We start from the raw sequence: 14,728 nt of genomic DNA, 5'->3' as shown, positions 1-14,728 counted from the left end.
CCTCAGCCCGCCAGGCTGCGGCGGCGCAGCCGGTCGGCGAGCCAGATCAGCGCGGCGATGAAGATAAACAGGCAGGTGGACACGGCGGCGATCACCGGGGAGATCTGCAGCGTCACCTCATCCCAGAACTGCTTGGGCAGGGTGGCGTTCAGGCCGCCCGAGGCGAACAGCGCGATCGTCAGCTCGTCGAACGAGGTCGCGAAAGCGAACAGGAACGATGACATCAGCCCCGCGCCGAGGATCGGGAAGGTCACGAAGCGCAGCGTCGACCAGGGCCCCGCGCCCAGGCTCTGCGCCGCCAGGTCCAGGCGCGTGTCGTAGTTGCGCAGCACCGCCATCATGGTGATCACCACGTACGGCACCGCTACCACCGTGTGCGCCAGGATCAGGCCGACGGTCGAACCGACCAGGCCGACGCGGGCGAAGAAATAGAACATGCCCACCGCGATGATCATGCGCGGCACCACGATGGGCGACAGCACGAAGGCCAGCATGGCGGACTTGCCGCGCATGTCGGCGCGCACCAGCAGGAAGGCGGCCGGCGTGCCGATCAGCATGGCCAGCAGGCCGGTGCCCACGCCCACGACCAGCGAGCGCGTGATGGCCTGCATCCATACCGGCGACGTGAACATCTGCTCGTACCACTGCAGCGAAAAGCCCTTGGGCGGCCAGGTCAGGCCGGAACCGGAATCGAACGACAGCGGGATCATCAGGAAGGCGGGCGCGGACAGGAAGGCCAGCACCGCCAGCACGATCCACCACAGGGTGCGCGATTGGCCGGTGCCCGACACCGAACGGCGCAGGCGCGTGGGCAGCAGCGAGAACAGGCGGTCGGACAGCGCGGCCAGCAGGTCCAGCAGGGCCTCGCCCGCGCGGCGCGCCAGGCCGGGCTTGGCCGAGGCGCGGGGGCGCGACGCGCCGGCGCCGGTCATGGTCGACAGGCCCAATATGCGGTCGTACAGCGCGAACACGGCCAGCACCACCACCAGCAGCAGCACCGACACCGCGCCGGCGAATTCCCAGTTCATGGTCTGCTGCACCTGGTCGATGATGATCTGGGTGATCATCGTCTCCTTGCGGCCGCCCAGCAGCGCCGGGGTGATGAAAAAGCCGATGGCGGTGACGAACACCATGATGGCCGCGGCGGCCACGCCGGGCATGGACAGCGGGAAGTAGATCTTCCAGAACGCGGTGCCCGGGCGCGCGCCCAGGGTGGACGCGGCGCGCGGCAGGTTGCGGTCGATGTTCTCCATGACCGACAGCATCGTCAGCACCGCCAGCGGCATCAGCGCATGCACCATGCCGACCAGCACGCTGCCGAAGTTGTAGAGCAGGTTGGCCGGCGCATCCAGAATGCCCAGCGCCTGCAGCATCTGGTTGACCACGCCGTTGCGGCCCAGCAGCACGACCCACGCGAAGGTGCGCACCAGGAAGCTGGTCCAGAACGACAGCAACACCCAGAACAGCAGCGACGTCTTGCGCCGGGCCGACAGGCTCGAGATCAGGTACGCGACCGGGTAGCCGGCCACCACGGCAAAGAAAGTCGTCCAGAGCGAGATCTTCAGCGTGATGAGCAGCACGTTGACGTACACCGACGACTCGAACAGCCGGTGGTATTGCGCCAGCGAGAAGCCCTGGTCGCCGTAGAAGCTCAGCAGCAGCAACTGGCCCACCGGATAGATCAGCAGCACCAGCAACAGGATCGCCAGCGGCGCGGCCATGAGGAAATGGCGGCGGCCCTGGCTCATGCGCTTGCGGGGAGGGGCGAGGGGGCTCATGCGGTCACTCCGCGATGGCGACCGCGTCGGCGGCCTGCCAGGTCACCGACAGCGGCTGGCCGATGGCGTACTGCTCGGCCTGGCGGCGCGTCGGGTAGGCGACCACGAGCGGGGCGCTGTCGGGCGCGCCCGAATCCAGATAGAGCTTGGTCAGGCTGCCGGTCACCATCACGTCGAGCAGCCTGCCGGTCAGGGCCTGGCCGTGCTCCCGGGCGGGGCCGGCCTGCAGGTTCTGTGGCCGCACCATCAACGTGACCTTCTGGCCGACCTTGATCGCGGCGCCGTTGGACAGGGCCTGTCCGGTGACGCCCTGCTGCGCCAATTTGACCGTCAAGGTAGGGCCGTCGATGGCCGTGACCTCGCCCTGCAGCAGGTTGGATTCGCCCAGGAAGTCCGCCACGAACAGGGTGCGCGGGCGGAAGTACAGGTCGGCTGGCGTGCCCAGTTGCTCGATCGCGCCGCCATTCATCAGGCAGATGCGGTCGGACATGGTCATGGCTTCTTCCTGGTCATGCGTCACGTAGACGATGGTGGTGCCCAGTTCGCGGTGGATGCGCTTGATCTCCAGTTGCATCTGGTCGCGCAGCTTCTTGTCCAGCGCGCCCAGCGGTTCGTCCATCAGGATGATCGCGGGGCGGTAGACCATGCAGCGCGCCAGCGCGATGCGCTGCTGCTGGCCGCCCGACAGTTCGCGCGGCAGGCGCGCGCCGACCTGCGGCAGCCGCACCATGTCCAGCGCTTCCTGCGCGCGCCGCTTCGCCTCGGCCGCCGGCACCTTGCGCATCTTCAGCGGAAAGGCGATGTTCTCCAGGATGGTCATGTGCGGGAACAGCGCATAGTTCTGGAACACCATGCCGATGTCCCGCTCGTACGGCGCGCCGTGGGTGACGTCGTTGCCGTCGATCAGCACGCGGCCTTCGTCGGGCCTGGCCAGGCCCGCGATCAGGCTCAGCAGCGTGGTCTTGCCGGACCCGGACGGGCCCAGCAGGGTCAGGAATTCGCCGCGGGCGACATCCAGGTGCGTGGGCGCCAGGGCGACGAAATCGCCGTAGCGCTTGCCCAGGCCCGAGATCTGCAGATTGGAAGAAGACATGGTGTTCGGCGTATGCAAGGTGTTACTTCAAGACCCAACCGTTGAAGCGCTCGAGCACGTCGCGCTGCTTGTCCAGCCAGTAGGCGGCGTTGATGTGCAGGCCGGTCTTGATGTTGTCGGGGTGGGTGGGGCAATTGCGCGCCACGTCGGGCTTGATGTGGTCGAACGCGGCGGGTTGGGTCACGCCGGCGGCGAAGAACTCGACCAGCGCGGCCTGGCGCTTGGGGTCCGAGGCGAACTTGATGAATTCGCGGCAGGCGTCGGCGTTGGGCGTGCCCTTCAGGATCGACCAGTTGTCGCAGCCCCAGATGTTCTGGTCCCACACGATCTGCACGGGCGCGCCGTTGGCGATGGCCGATTGGGCGCGCGAGACCCAGGTGGCGATCATGTCGACTTCGCCGGAGCCCAGCATCTGCTCGACCTGCGCGCCGGTGTTCCACCACACATCGACCGACGGCTTGATCTTGTCCAGGCTGGCCAGGGCGCGGTCGATGTCGCAGGGGTAGACCTTGTCGGTCGGCACGCCGTCGGCCATCAACGCTTCCTCGATGGTGTCGAACGGATGCTTGCGCAGGCCGCGCCGGCCGGGGATGTTCTTGACGTCCCAGAAGTCCGCCCACGACGCCGGGGCGCGGCGGCCCTTGAAGGCGTCGGTGCGATAGGCCAGCACCGTGGTGTAGACGTTGTTGCCCACGCCATAGGGAGACATGTATTGCTTGGGGATGGTGGCCACGACCGGGTCGGATTCCAGGCCATGTTTTTCCAGGTAGACCTTGCCGCCTTCGGTGAGCATCAGGATGGCGGGCTGGCTGATCTTGGCCATGTCCCAGGTGTAGTTGCCGGTGTCCACCATGCTGCGGATCTGCGCGGTGGGCTCGGCGTTGGCCTGCACGCCCACCACCTGGATGCCGGTGGCGTCCGTGAACGGCTTGTAGAACACCGCGCCATAGGCCTTGCTGTAGATGCCGCCGTCATCGCGCACGACGATGCGCTTGGAGGCCGCGCGCGACGGCGTCCAGATCATGGGCATGGCCAGGGTGGCGACGCCGGCGGCGGCGGTCTTGAGCGCGCGGCGGCGCGAGGCGTTGTAGGAGGTGGATTTCATGGAAGGGCTCCAGCGGGACGGCGGACGGAAAGGGCGGCTTCAGGGCAGCAAGCGACCGGGATTGAAGAGGGCGGCGGGATCGAAGCTGGCTTTCAGCGTGCGCATCATGGCCAGTTCGACCGGGGACTTGTAGTGCGCCATTTCGGCCAGCGACGTGCGGCCCACGCCATGCTCGGCGCTGAAGGTGCCGCCCAGCGCATCGGCCACGTCGTTGACGGCGCGGCGGATGGCGGCCGCCATGGCGTCGCGCTCGGGCAGCGCGTTCCACGCGTCGAACGTGAAAAACGGAATGAAGTGGACGTTGCCGTCGCCCAGGTGGGCGACGATCAGGATGGGCAGGTCGGGCACCAGGCGGCGCACGGCGTCGGTGGCGGCGGCGATGAATCGCGGCACGCTCGAGACGGGCACCGCGCTGTCGGTGGTCAGGCCCACGCCCGCTTTCTTGTTGCCTTCCGAGACGCTGTGGCGGACTTCCCAGAGCGCGGCGCGCTGGCTGTCGTTGCTGGCCACCACGGCATCGTGCAGCAGGCCCTGTTCGGACGCCTGCTCCAGGATCTGCTGCAGCACGTCCTGCAGTTCCGTCCCGCTGCCGGTGTCCGACAGCTCCACCAGCACATGCCACGGATGCGCGCCACTGAGCGGATTCTTGCGGCCGGGCACGTGCGCCATGACGATGTCCAACTGATTGCTGTCGATCATCTCGAAGGCGGACAGGCGCGAGCCGCACTGCTGCTGGAACAGGCCCAGGATATCGAGCGCGGCCTGCGGATCGGTGGGCGCCAGCCAGGCGATGGCGTGGCGGGTGGGCAGCGGGTGCAGCTTCAGCACGGCCGCGGTCACGATGCCCAAGGTGCCTTCGGCGCCGATGAACAGGTGCTTCAGGTCGAAACCCGTATTGTTCTTGCGCAGGGCGGTCAGGCCGTTCCAGATGGAGCCGTCGGGCAGCACGACCTCCAGGCCCAGGATGTTGTCGCGCGTATTGCCGTAGCGCAGCACGCCGGTGCCGCCGGCGTTGGTGGCGATGGTGCCGCCGATCTGGCATGAACCTTCCGCGCCCAGGCTGATGGGATACAGGCGGCCTTGTTCCGCGGCGGCCTGCTGCACGGCGGCCAGCACGCAGCCGGCTTCGACTTCCATCGAGTTGTTGGCCGGGTCCACGCGGCGGATCTGGCGCAGGCGGGAGAGATTGACGATGACGGGGGGCGGGCCCGCTTCGTCCGGCACCGCGCCGCCGCACAGGCTGGTGTTGCCGCCTTGCGGCAGCACGGGGGTGGCGTGGGCGTTGCACAGGCGCACGATGTCGGCGACCTGCTGCGTGGAATTCGGCAGGGCCACGCAGAGCGCCGCGCCCTTGTAGCGGCCGCGCCAGTCTTCGGTGTAGCCGGCCATGTCGGTGTCGGTGCGCAGGATCGCGCTGTCGCCCAAGGCCTGGATGAGCGCATCGAGCAGGGAGGTGCCTGTGGTCATGTCTGTCGTCCCATGGAGATCGGGGGTAGAAAAGCCGATCACGTTGAGACACAGCATACGATTACTTAAATCGCTTTTCGATTTAAGTAATCGTATAACGATTGAATTGAGGGTATGTCCTAGGGCGGAACATCCGGGCAATCGTCTAAAAAACAATCGAAATACAATCGATACGTTCGATATGTAATTTAATCGGATTCCCGGCAACAAGGAAGAGAAATGCTGCCCAGCGTGATGGATTACCGGGCGCAGGCGCGCAAGCGACTGCCGCGGCTGGCCTTCGATTATCTGGACGGGGGCGCAGAGGACGGCGCCTCGTTGCGGCGCAACGTGGCCGCCTTCGGCGCGCTGGAATTCGTGCCCGAGGTGCTGGCGGACGTCACCGACTGCCATCTGCAAACCACCGTCCTGGGCGCGGCCGCGGCCATGCCCGCGATCGTCGGGCCGACGGGCCTGAACGGGCTGTTCTGGCCCGACGCGGACGTGCACCTGGCGCGCGCCGCGCATCGAGCGGGGCTGCCGTTCGTGCTGTCCACCGCATCGACCTCGCTGCTGGAAGAAGTGCGCGCGGCGGGCGCGGGCGAGCTGTGGTTGCAGTTGTACGTGCAGCGCGACCGCCGCATCGCCGAACACCTGATGGACCGGGCCTGGGGCAGCGGCTACACGGCGCTGTTCCTGACGGTCGACGTGCCGGTGCATGGCAATCGCGACCATGACAAGCGCAACGGCTTCCAACTGCCGCTGCGTCCTTCCGGCCGCTTGCTGCTGGACCTGGCGGCGCATCCGGGCTGGTGCTGGCGCATGCTGCGCGGTGGCGGGCCGCAACTGAAGAACCTGGCCGTCAGTTCCAACGCGCGGGAGAACATCTCCGAACAGGCGTCCGCCCTGAGCCGGCAGATGGACCTGGCCTTGACCTGGGATGACATCGACTGGCTGCGCCGGCGGTGGCGCGGCCGCATCGTCATCAAGGGCATCCAGACGCTGGCCGATGCGCGCCGGGCCAAGGCGCGCGGCGTGGACGGCATCGTGCTGTCCAACCATGGCGGCAGGCAGTTGGAATGCGCTCCCTGCCCGCTCGAAGTCCTGCCGGAGGTCGCGGCCGAACTGGGGCAGTCGCTCGAAGTGCTGGTGGATGGCGGGGTGCGGCGCGGCAGCGATATCGCCAAGGCGGCGGCGCTGGGCGCGCGCGCGGTGCTGCTGGGCCGCGCGCCGCTGTATGGGCTGGCGGGCCGCGGGCCGCGCGGCGCGGGCGAGGTGCTGGCGATCCTGCGCGCCGAGCTGGAAAACACATTGCGGTTGCTGGGACGCACGCGCATTGGCGCGCTGGACGCCACGGCGGTGCGCAGGCGCCGGGCCATTTTCGATTGAGGAAAGGAATCAGGATCATGCAAGAAAAAATCGTCTTCATCGGCGGCGGCAACATGGCTAGCGCCATCATCGAAGGATTGCTCGAACAGGGCCGCCAGTTGGCGGATTTCCTGGTGATCGAACCCTTCGAGCCCACCCGCGCCGGCCTGCTCGCGCGCGGCGTGAACTGCCGCGAGAGCGTCGGCGCCGAGATCGCCGACGCGGCGCTGTGCGTGCTGGCGACCAAGCCGCAGGTGTTGCGCGAGGCGTGCGGGCAAGTCCAGGCGCATCTACGCGCGCAGACGACGGTGGTCAGCATCGCGGCGGGGGTCAATCTCAGCGCGCTGTCGCAATGGCTGGACGGCCATGCCCGTATCGTGCGCGCCATGCCCAACACGCCGGCCAAGGTCGGGCTGGGCATGACGGGCCTGTACGCCAGCCAGGCCTGCGGCGCGGCGCAGCGCGAGCAGGTGGACGCGTTGTTCGCCGCCGTGGGCGAGCGCATCTGGGTCGATCGCGAAACCCTGATCGACGCGGTCACCGCCGTGACCGGCAGCGGTCCGGGCTATGTGTTCCATTTCATGGCGGCGCTGGAAAAGGCGGCGCTGGCGCTGGGCTTTGGCGCGGTCGATGCGCGTCGCCTGTCGGTGGCGGCGTTTCGCGGCGCGGCCGAGCTGGCCGCGCGCGACGAAGCGCCCCTGGTCGAACTGCAGGAACGCGTGACCTCAAAGGGCGGCACCACCTACGCCGCGCTGGCGCATCTGCGCGAGGCGGGCGTGGCGCCCGCCATTACCGAGGCGGCGCTCAAGGCCGAGCAACGCGCGCGCGAATTGTCGGCGGGCTAGGTCAGCGCCGCCGACCCAGCCACCACAGCAGCAATACCGACGCGGCGATCGCCGCCACGTTGAACTGCATGGCGCTGGCGAACGCGCGCGCATAGCGATCGCCGAGCGCCGCGTCGGCGTGCGCGTCCAGCGCGCCGCTGAACAGCATGCCGGCGGCGGACACGCCCAGCGCCGCGCCGACCTGTTGCAGCGTCGAGACCACGCCGGCGGCCATGCCCGCGTGATGGTCCTGCACCAACCCCAGCGCGAGGTTGACCAGCGGTGTATTGACCGCGCCCTGCGCGGCGCCCAGCCAGATCAGCGCCGGCACCAGCGACCAAGGCGCGAGCAGGGCGCCGGCCGCGTCCACCTGCCACATCAACGCGGCCGTGGCGCCGCCGTACAGCATCGCGGCCACCATGATGGCGCGCGTGCCGAAGCGCGCCACGAGTCGCGGCGCGGCCATCGAGCCCGCCACGAAGCCGACGCTGGCGGGCGCGAACACCGCGCCCGCCGTCAGCGCGTCCACGCCCAGCCCGGTCTGCAACAGCAGGGCGTAGCACAGGAACATCGCGCTGGCGGTGGAGAACACCAGCGTCACCAGCAGGCAGCCTGCCGCGAATCGCGGTTGCGCCAGCAGCGCCGTATCGACCAGTGGCACGCGCCCGGCGGCGCCGGCACGGCGCTGCGTCCACACGAACAGCGCCAGCAACGCGACCGCCGCCGCGCCGCAGGCCAGCGTCCACACGGGCCAATGGCGCGCCGGGCCTTCGACCAGCGCCAGCAGCAACAGGCCCAGTCCCGCGCCGACCAGCGCCGAGCCGCCCCAGTCCATCGGCGCGCCGGCGGCGTCGCGCGATTCGGGGATGTGGCGCGCCAGCCGCCAGGCCAGCACGCCAAGCGGCACGTTCACCAGGAAGATCGTGCGCCACGCCAGGCCGAACAGGTCGGCGTGCACGATCCAGCCGCCCAGCACCTGGCCGGCGATGGCCGCCAGCCCCAGCGTCATGCCGAGCAGGCCGAAGGCGCGGCGGCGCGCGTGGCCGTCGTAGCTGACGCGGATCAGCGCGTAGACCTGCGGGAACAGCATGGCCGCCGCCACGCCCTGCAGCACGCGCGCGCCGATCAGCGTGTTGGCATCGGGCGCCAGCCCGCACAGCGCCGAGGCCAGCGCGAAGCCGGCCATGCCCAGCATGAACAGGCGCCGGCGGCCATGGCGGTCGCCGAGCCGGCTGCCGGCGATCAGCAGCACGCCATAGGCCAGCTCGTAGGCGACGATGATGAAATTGATCTGTGCGAAGCTGGCCGACAGCGTGTGCTGCATGCTGGGGATGGCGACGTTGACCACGAACAGGTCGAAGATCGTGATGAAGCCGCCGGACAGCAGCACGGCCAGGCCGAGCGGGCCCGGCGTGGCGGGGCGGGCGGAGGTGTCGGGGCAGGGCGAGGGCAGGGTGGCGCAGGGCATGGACAGGCCGCGGGAGTGGGGATTGGCGCTATTCTGTGGGCTGTTCCAGACTTATACAATTTAGCCGTTTATGCTATTACTGAAGGCAATAGCCTATGCCCCGTTCCCCTTCGCATGACGCCGCGCCCGCGCCGCGCACCGGCGCGCTCGACACGGGCGCGCAGCGCCTGGACCGTACGCGCGCCGACCTCGCCGAATTCCTGCGGCTGCGCCGCGAGCGCCTGAGTCCGGCCGCGCTGGGCCTGCCCGCCGGCGGCCGCCGGCGCACCCCTGGCCTGCGGCGCGAGGAAGTGGCGGCGCTGGCCGGCGTCGGCCTGGCCTGGTACACCTGGTTCGAGCAGGGCCGCAATATCAGCGTGTCGGCCACCTTCCTGGAGAGCCTGGCGCGCGTGCTGCGGCTGGACGCGGCGGAACGACGCCACCTGTACCTGCTGGCGCACCAGCGTCCGCCGGCGGAACCGGGGCGCACCTGGTGCACCGTGCCGCCGCAGGTGCGGCGCCTGATGGACGACCTGCCCGCGCGTCCCGCCTACATCCTCAACCTGCGCTGGGACGTGGTGGTGTGGAATGCCGCCGCCGAACGCGTGTTCGGTTTCGGCGCGCAGCCGACGGGGCGGCGCAACCTGCTGTGGATGCTGTTCGTGGATCCGGCGATGCGCGAACTGTTCGTCGATTGGCCGGCTCAGGCGCCGGCCATGCTGTCCACCTTCCGGCGCGATTTCGCCTCGGCCTCGGGCGCGCCGGACATCACCGAACTGGTCGACGAACTGGAGCGCGTCGCGCCCGAGTTCAAGGCCTGGTGGCGCGAGCACGACGTGCACGGCGCCTGCATGGGCGTGCGCAGCCTGCGCCTGCCGACGCTGGGAGAGGTGGCGTTCGAGCATTCCACCCTGTCGGTCGATGAAAGCCGCCACCTGCGCCTGGTGGTGTACGCGCCCGCGCCGGACGAGCCGCAGGCCATGGCCTTCGCGCGCTGGCTGGCGCGCAAGCCGCGCGCGGCCGTGCGTGGCTCCAGAGATTAGGCGCCGCGTGGTTCTACGGCGGGGGCGCGGCGCGCTTCTATAGTCGGGGCGATCCGCCACTTCCGCCCACGCCATGTCCACTGAAATCCTGCCTCGCCGCCAGGCCTTGTCGCTGCTCATCGTGGTGGTGCTGGCCTGGGGGCTCACCTGGGTCGTCAGCAAACTGCTGCTGCAATACATGACCCCGATCTGGGCGGTGGCCGCGCGCAGCGTCGTCGGCACCGCCGCGTTGCTGGCGCTGGGCCTGGCGCTGCGGCGCGTGGCGTGGCCGGTCAAGGCCGACATTCCGGTGATCCTGAGCGTGGGCCTGCTGCACATGGGCGCGTTCGCCGCGCTCGTCAGCCTCGGACTGCAATACGTGCCGGCCGGCCGCTCGGTGGTGCTGGCCTACACCACGCCGCTGTGGGTCATTCCCGCCGCCCGCGTGTTCCTGGGCGAGCCGATCGGACGCGGACGGCAACTGGGGCTGGCGCTGGGCGTGCTCGGGCTGGCCGTCATTTTCAATCCGTTGGCGTTCGACTGGGGCAATCACGAGGCGGTGTTTGGCAACGGCCTGGTGCTGCTCGCGGCGCTGTGCTGGGCCGCCAATATCGTCTACGTGCGCGCGCATCGCTGGGTCACGCCGCCGTTCGAGTTGGCGTTCTGGCAGGCGCTGCTGGCCTCCGGCGTGCTGGCCGCGGTGGCCTGGGCGGCGGAGGGCGCGCCGCGCGTGCTATGGCATGCGGACCTGGCCTGGCTGCTGGGCTACGGCGGGGTGTTTGGCATCGCCGTGGCCTATTGGGCGGCGGTGAACGTGAACCGGTCCCTGCCCGCGGGCGTCACCGCGATCGGCCTGCTGGGCGTGCCGGTGGTGGGCCTGCTGTGCTCGGCGGCGCTGCTGCATGAGCCGCTGAGTGCGCCGCTGTTGCTGGGCATGGCGCTGATCGTGGCCGGCATCGCCGCCGGCGTGCTGGACAACGAGCGCCGATAGCGGCGGGAATCAAGAAGGGGCTTGACGGCCGGAATCGTGTATGTGTATCGTAAGACCTATATCTTAAGATACATCGTAAGTAATACGTCAGACACCAGCGAGGCCCCCATGCGCCACTTTCATTTCCTGACCGCTTTCGCCCGTGGCTCGCGCCATGCGTTGCACGAGCGCCACCATGGCCACCATGGCCATCACGAATCCCACGATCACCACGGCCATCATGGCCGCCACGAGTTCCACGATCATCACGATCACCACGGCCGTCACGAACGCCATGGCCACGCCGGCCATGACGCGGACGGCTTGCACGGCGGCCGCGGCCGCCATGGCCGCCACGCCGGCGGCGGTCGCGGCTGGTTCGGCGGTCCCTGGGGCGGCAATGGCCGCGGCGGCGATGCCGACGACAGCTTCGGCGGCGATGGCCGTCACTGGGCGCGCGGCCGCAAGGTCACCGCCGACGACCTGCAACTGATGTTGCTCGGCCTGCTGGAACAGAACCCCAGCCACGGCTACGAGCTGATCAAGGCGCTGGGCGCGATGTCCAACGGCTTCTACACGCCCAGCCCGGGCATGGTGTATCCGGCGCTGACCTATCTCGAAGAACTGGGCTACGCCACCGTCGAGCAGGAGGGCAGCAAGAAGCGCTACCACCTGGCGGACCCGGGCCGCGAACACCTGGAAGCCAACCGCGAGCGCCTGTCGGTGATGTTCAACAAGCTCAAGCACGTGGCCCGCAAGATGGACTGGATGCGCCAGGCCTGGAGCGGCGAGCCGCGCGCTGCCGCCGAGGAAGACGCCAGCGGCTGGATCGACGAGTTCGTGCACGCCCGCCAGGAGATCCGCCACGCGCTGCTGCAACGCACCGAGGCCTCGCCCGCCGAGCAACGTCGCATCGCCGCCATCCTGCGTCGCGCGACCGCGGAAATCACCGGCAAGAGCTGTGACTGATTCCGCCTATCCCATTGGAGACCCCATGACCCGTAGCGACCTGACTGTCGAACGCGTGCGCCATCCCCTGAAGATGCGCATCCTGACCGTGGCGCGCGTCGAGCGCATCGCCGGCCTGCTGGCCCGCGTCACCTTCACCGGCGAAGACCTGCGCGACTTCGTGTCCGCGTCCTTCGACGACCACGTGAAGCTGTTTTTTCCCGCCGATCCGTCGCAACCGCTGCTGTTGCCCGAGGTCGGTCCCGACGGCATCAAATTCCCCGACGGCGCGCCGCGCCCGGCCGCGCGCGACTACACGCCGCGCCGCTACGACGCCGCGCGCGAGGAGCTGGATATCGACTTCGTGCTGCATGGCGACGGCCCGGCCTCGACCTGGGCCGAGCAGGCCGAGGCTGGCCAGCGCCTGGGCATCGGCGGACCGCGCGGTTCGTTCGTGGTGCCCAAGGGCTTCGATTGGCACGTGTTGATCGGCGACGAGACCGCGCTGCCCGCCATCGCCCGCCGCCTGGAGGAACTGCCCGCGACCGCGCAGGCCCTGGTGCTGGTCGAAGTGCCGGCCGCCGCCAACGAGATCCCGCTGCCGACCCAAGCGCAGGCCACCGTGCGCTGGCTGCACCGCGACGGCACCGCGGCCGGCTACAGCACGCTGCTGCTGGAAGCCGCGCGTGAGCTGGCGTTGCCATCCGGCGAGGGCTACACCTGGATCGCGGCCGAGTCGGCCGTGGCCAAGGCGGTGCGTGAAATCATGGTCGCGCAGCACGGCGTCGACAAGCGCCGCATCCGCGCCGCCAGCTACTGGAAGCGCGGCGCCATCGCCGTGCACGAATCGCACGACGATTGACGTCGCGCGCGCCGCTACCCCTGCGCCAGCGCCAGCAGGTTGGCCACCCGTCCGCCGGGCGCGTCGTCGCGCACCGCCAGCCCCAGCACCGCGCGCGGCCAGTCCAGCGCGAAGGGACGGTAGACCACGCCGTCCGGACGCAGGTGGCGCAGCGACGCCGGCACGATCGCCACGCCCATGCCCGCCGCCACCAGGTTCACCGCCGATGACAACTGCGGCGCGCGCTGGCCCGGCAGCGGGTTCAGCCCATGCTGGCGGCACGCCGCCATGATGTCCGCGCTCAGGCCGTATCCCGACTTGCGTGAATACTGAATGAAGCGCTCCTGCGCCAGGTCGGCCGGCGCCAACCGCTTGCGCCGCGCCAGCGCGTGGCCCAGCGGCAGCGCCACCACCAGCGGCTCTTCCGTCAACTGCATGAAGCGCAGGCCGCCCTCCATCGCGAACGGCGGCCGCACGAAGGCGGCGTCGATCAGCCCGTCGCGCAGCCGCGCCACCAGCGTTTCGCTGTCATCCTGCGACAGCGTCATTTCCACATCGGGGTATTGCTGCCGGTAGAGCCGGATCAATTCGGTCACCACCGGATGGAACGACGCCGATTCGGTGAAGCCCAACGACAGTTCACCGACCTCGCCGCGCGCCGCGCGTTGCGCCGTCCGCGCCGCGTCCTGCGCGCGCTGCAGGATGTCCTGTGCGCAGGCAAGGAAGGCGCGGCCGGCATCGTTCAGGCTGACGCCGCGGCCGCGCCGCTCGAACAGCGGCGTGCCGATCTCCGCTTCCAGTTGTCGGATCTGCTGCGACAGCGGCGGCTGCGCCATGCCCAACTGCTCGGCCGCGCGGGTGAAGTGCTGGGCCTCGGCGGTGGCCACGAAATAGCGCAGGTGGCGCAGTTCCATATTGGTATCCAAAAAGTACCGGTTATCAATTTTCCATATATTGGACATTCTAGTGTGGCGGCACGATGATGCGGATATCCCCCTCTTCGTCTTCCAAAGGAATGCGCATGGCTTCGACTCCCACTCCCGGCGCGCTGCTGCGCCGCCATCTGGCCCAGGACATCGTGGTAGCGCCCGGCGCCTACGATGGCATGTCGGCCCGCCTGGTGGCGGCGGCCGGCTTCAATGCCGTCTACGCCAGCGGCGGCGCCATCGCGCGCGCCGCGGGCTACCCCGACATCGGCCTGTTGAGCTTCACCGAGGTCATGGACCGGGTCGAGAAGATCGTCGACGCCAGCGGCCTGCCGGTGGTGGCCGACGCCGACACCGGCTTCGGCGGCTCGGCCAACGTCGAGCGCACCGTGCGCATCATGGAACGGGCCGGGGTCGCGGCCTTCCACATCGAGGACCAGTCGTTTCCCAAGCGCTGCGGCCACCTGGACGACAAGAGCCTGGTGGACGCGGAGGAAATGTGCCGCAAGGTCCACATCGCCCGCCAGACGCTTGCCGACGCCGACACGATGGTGATCGCGCGCACCGACGCCATCGCGGTGGAAGGCTTCGATGCGGCCATCGCGCGCGCCGAGCGCTATGTGAAGGCCGGCGCCGACATGGTGTTCGTCGAGGCCCCGGAAACGCTGGAGCAGATCCGCGCCATTGCCGACCGGCTGCCGGGCCTGAAGCTGATCAACATGTTCTATGGCGGCAAGACCCCGCTGGTGCCGCTGCCCGACCTGGCCGCGATGGGCTATCGCCTGGCGATCATTCCATCGGACCTGCAGCGCGCCGCCATCCACGCGATGCAGGCCACGCTGGCGGCGATCCGCGAGACTGGCGACAGCAGCGCGCTGGCCGAGCGCCTGACCAGTTTCAAGGAACGCGAGGAGATCGTGCAGACCCGTCGTTACCTGGCGCTGGACGCGCAGTAGCGGG

At 69.2% G+C, this 14,728-nt stretch carries 14 protein-coding genes; 7 read left to right on the top strand and 7 right to left on the bottom strand.

Annotation, left to right across the window (positions count from 1 at the left end):
• Positions 1 to 2 precede the first annotated feature (2 nt).
• Genes HV783_RS18110 through HV783_RS18095 form a run of 4 tightly spaced genes read right to left on the bottom strand, consistent with a single transcriptional unit; the run spans position 3 to position 5,443 of the window.
• Positions 3 to 1,778 carry an ABC transporter permease subunit gene (locus HV783_RS18110; protein WP_175167006.1) on the bottom strand — a complete coding sequence of 592 codons (1,776 nt, stop codon included), beginning with the start codon at positions 1,776 to 1,778 and terminating at the stop codon, positions 3 to 5.
• Between the two features lie 4 nt (positions 1,779 to 1,782).
• Positions 1,783 to 2,871 carry an ABC transporter ATP-binding protein gene (locus HV783_RS18105; RefSeq protein ID WP_175189610.1) on the bottom strand — a complete coding sequence of 363 codons (1,089 nt, stop codon included), beginning with the start codon at positions 2,869 to 2,871 and terminating at the stop codon, positions 1,783 to 1,785.
• Between the two features lie 22 nt (positions 2,872 to 2,893).
• Positions 2,894 to 3,976 (bottom strand): ABC transporter substrate-binding protein, encoded by a 1,083-nt coding sequence (locus tag HV783_RS18100; RefSeq protein ID WP_054500516.1) that lies wholly within the window; start codon positions 3,974 to 3,976, stop codon positions 2,894 to 2,896.
• A 39-nt stretch (positions 3,977 to 4,015) separates the two neighbouring features.
• On the bottom strand, positions 4,016 to 5,443 hold the full coding sequence (locus tag HV783_RS18095) for an FAD-binding oxidoreductase (RefSeq protein ID WP_064525073.1): 1,428 nt from the start codon (positions 5,441 to 5,443) through the stop codon (positions 4,016 to 4,018).
• A 219-nt stretch (positions 5,444 to 5,662) separates the two neighbouring features.
• Between HV783_RS18095 and HV783_RS18090 the strand changes: the two genes are divergently transcribed.
• On the top strand, positions 5,663 to 6,811 hold the full coding sequence (locus tag HV783_RS18090) for an alpha-hydroxy acid oxidase (protein WP_064525070.1): 1,149 nt from the start codon (positions 5,663 to 5,665) through the stop codon (positions 6,809 to 6,811).
• 17 nt (positions 6,812 to 6,828) lie between these two features.
• Positions 6,829 to 7,635 carry a pyrroline-5-carboxylate reductase gene (gene proC, locus HV783_RS18085; RefSeq protein WP_175189609.1) on the top strand — a complete coding sequence of 269 codons (807 nt, stop codon included), beginning with the start codon at positions 6,829 to 6,831 and terminating at the stop codon, positions 7,633 to 7,635.
• 1 nt (position 7,636) lies between these two features.
• Here the strand turns inward: proC and HV783_RS18080 are convergent, their stop codons facing one another.
• Positions 7,637 to 9,082, bottom strand: coding sequence for an MFS transporter (locus tag HV783_RS18080; protein ID WP_175189608.1), 1,446 nt, complete (start codon positions 9,080 to 9,082; stop codon positions 7,637 to 7,639).
• A gap of 95 nt (positions 9,083 to 9,177) precedes the next feature.
• On the opposite strand from HV783_RS18080, the gene HV783_RS18075 reads away from it, so the two are divergent.
• Entirely contained in the window at positions 9,178 to 10,104 is a 927-nt protein-coding gene (locus tag HV783_RS18075) for a helix-turn-helix transcriptional regulator (protein WP_254603944.1), read from the top strand.
• A 73-nt stretch (positions 10,105 to 10,177) separates the two neighbouring features.
• The gene (locus HV783_RS18070; RefSeq protein ID WP_116791662.1) at positions 10,178 to 11,074 is read left to right on the top strand and encodes a DMT family transporter; all 897 of its coding nucleotides are present in this window, start codon (positions 10,178 to 10,180) and stop codon (positions 11,072 to 11,074) included.
• Positions 11,075 to 11,161: 87 nt separating this feature from the next.
• Here the strand turns inward: HV783_RS18070 and HV783_RS18065 are convergent, their stop codons facing one another.
• Complete coding sequence (locus tag HV783_RS18065; protein ID WP_144655635.1) at positions 11,162 to 11,383, bottom strand: hypothetical protein; 222 nt, start codon at positions 11,381 to 11,383, stop codon at positions 11,162 to 11,164.
• Here HV783_RS18065 and HV783_RS18060 point away from each other — a divergent pair.
• Together HV783_RS18060 and HV783_RS18055 are read left to right on the top strand one after the other, a co-directional pair.
• Positions 11,378 to 12,022, top strand: a complete 645-nt coding sequence (locus HV783_RS18060; protein WP_240317270.1) for a PadR family transcriptional regulator — start codon at positions 11,378 to 11,380, stop codon at positions 12,020 to 12,022. The genes HV783_RS18065 and HV783_RS18060 overlap by 6 nt on opposite strands.
• Before the next feature lie 25 nt (positions 12,023 to 12,047).
• Entirely contained in the window at positions 12,048 to 12,863 is an 816-nt protein-coding gene (locus tag HV783_RS18055; RefSeq protein ID WP_064525052.1) for a siderophore-interacting protein, read from the top strand.
• 14 nt (positions 12,864 to 12,877) lie between these two features.
• On the opposite strand, the gene HV783_RS18050 is transcribed toward HV783_RS18055, so the two are convergent.
• A complete protein-coding gene (locus tag HV783_RS18050) occupies positions 12,878 to 13,756 on the bottom strand; it encodes a LysR family transcriptional regulator (protein ID WP_064525049.1) in 879 nt (292 codons plus the stop codon).
• 107 nt (positions 13,757 to 13,863) lie between these two features.
• Here HV783_RS18050 and HV783_RS18045 point away from each other — a divergent pair, with 107 nt between their 5' ends.
• Entirely contained in the window at positions 13,864 to 14,724 is an 861-nt protein-coding gene (locus HV783_RS18045; protein ID WP_054500525.1) for an isocitrate lyase/PEP mutase family protein, read from the top strand.
• Positions 14,725 to 14,728 lie beyond the last annotated feature (4 nt).

It is taken from the genome of Achromobacter dolens (assembly GCF_902859745.1).
Lineage (GTDB): Bacteria > Pseudomonadota > Gammaproteobacteria > Burkholderiales > Burkholderiaceae_B > Achromobacter > Achromobacter dolens.
The sequence above is the reverse complement of the archived record's forward strand: the minus strand, read 5'-3'. Positions and strand labels throughout refer to the sequence as shown.

Coding starts and splice junctions, on each gene's coding strand:
- HV783_RS18045 (WP_054500525.1), top strand. CDS start 13,864: ATGGCTTCGACTCCCACTCCCGGCGCGCTGCTGCGCCGCCATCTGGCC.
- HV783_RS18050 (WP_064525049.1), bottom strand. CDS start 13,756: ATGGAACTGCGCCACCTGCGCTATTTCGTGGCCACCGCCGAGGCCCAG.
- proC (WP_175189609.1), top strand. CDS start 6,829: ATGCAAGAAAAAATCGTCTTCATCGGCGGCGGCAACATGGCTAGCGCC.
- HV783_RS18075 (WP_254603944.1), top strand. CDS start 9,178: ATGCCCCGTTCCCCTTCGCATGACGCCGCGCCCGCGCCGCGCACCGGC.
- HV783_RS18055 (WP_064525052.1), top strand. CDS start 12,048: ATGACCCGTAGCGACCTGACTGTCGAACGCGTGCGCCATCCCCTGAAG.
- HV783_RS18070 (WP_116791662.1), top strand. CDS start 10,178: ATGTCCACTGAAATCCTGCCTCGCCGCCAGGCCTTGTCGCTGCTCATC.
- HV783_RS18095 (WP_064525073.1), bottom strand. CDS start 5,443: ATGACCACAGGCACCTCCCTGCTCGATGCGCTCATCCAGGCCTTGGGC.
- HV783_RS18110 (WP_175167006.1), bottom strand. CDS start 1,778: ATGAGCCCCCTCGCCCCTCCCCGCAAGCGCATGAGCCAGGGCCGCCGC.
- HV783_RS18105 (WP_175189610.1), bottom strand. CDS start 2,871: ATGTCTTCTTCCAATCTGCAGATCTCGGGCCTGGGCAAGCGCTACGGC.
- HV783_RS18090 (WP_064525070.1), top strand. CDS start 5,663: ATGCTGCCCAGCGTGATGGATTACCGGGCGCAGGCGCGCAAGCGACTG.
- HV783_RS18080 (WP_175189608.1), bottom strand. CDS start 9,082: ATGCCCTGCGCCACCCTGCCCTCGCCCTGCCCCGACACCTCCGCCCGC.
- HV783_RS18100 (WP_054500516.1), bottom strand. CDS start 3,976: ATGAAATCCACCTCCTACAACGCCTCGCGCCGCCGCGCGCTCAAGACC.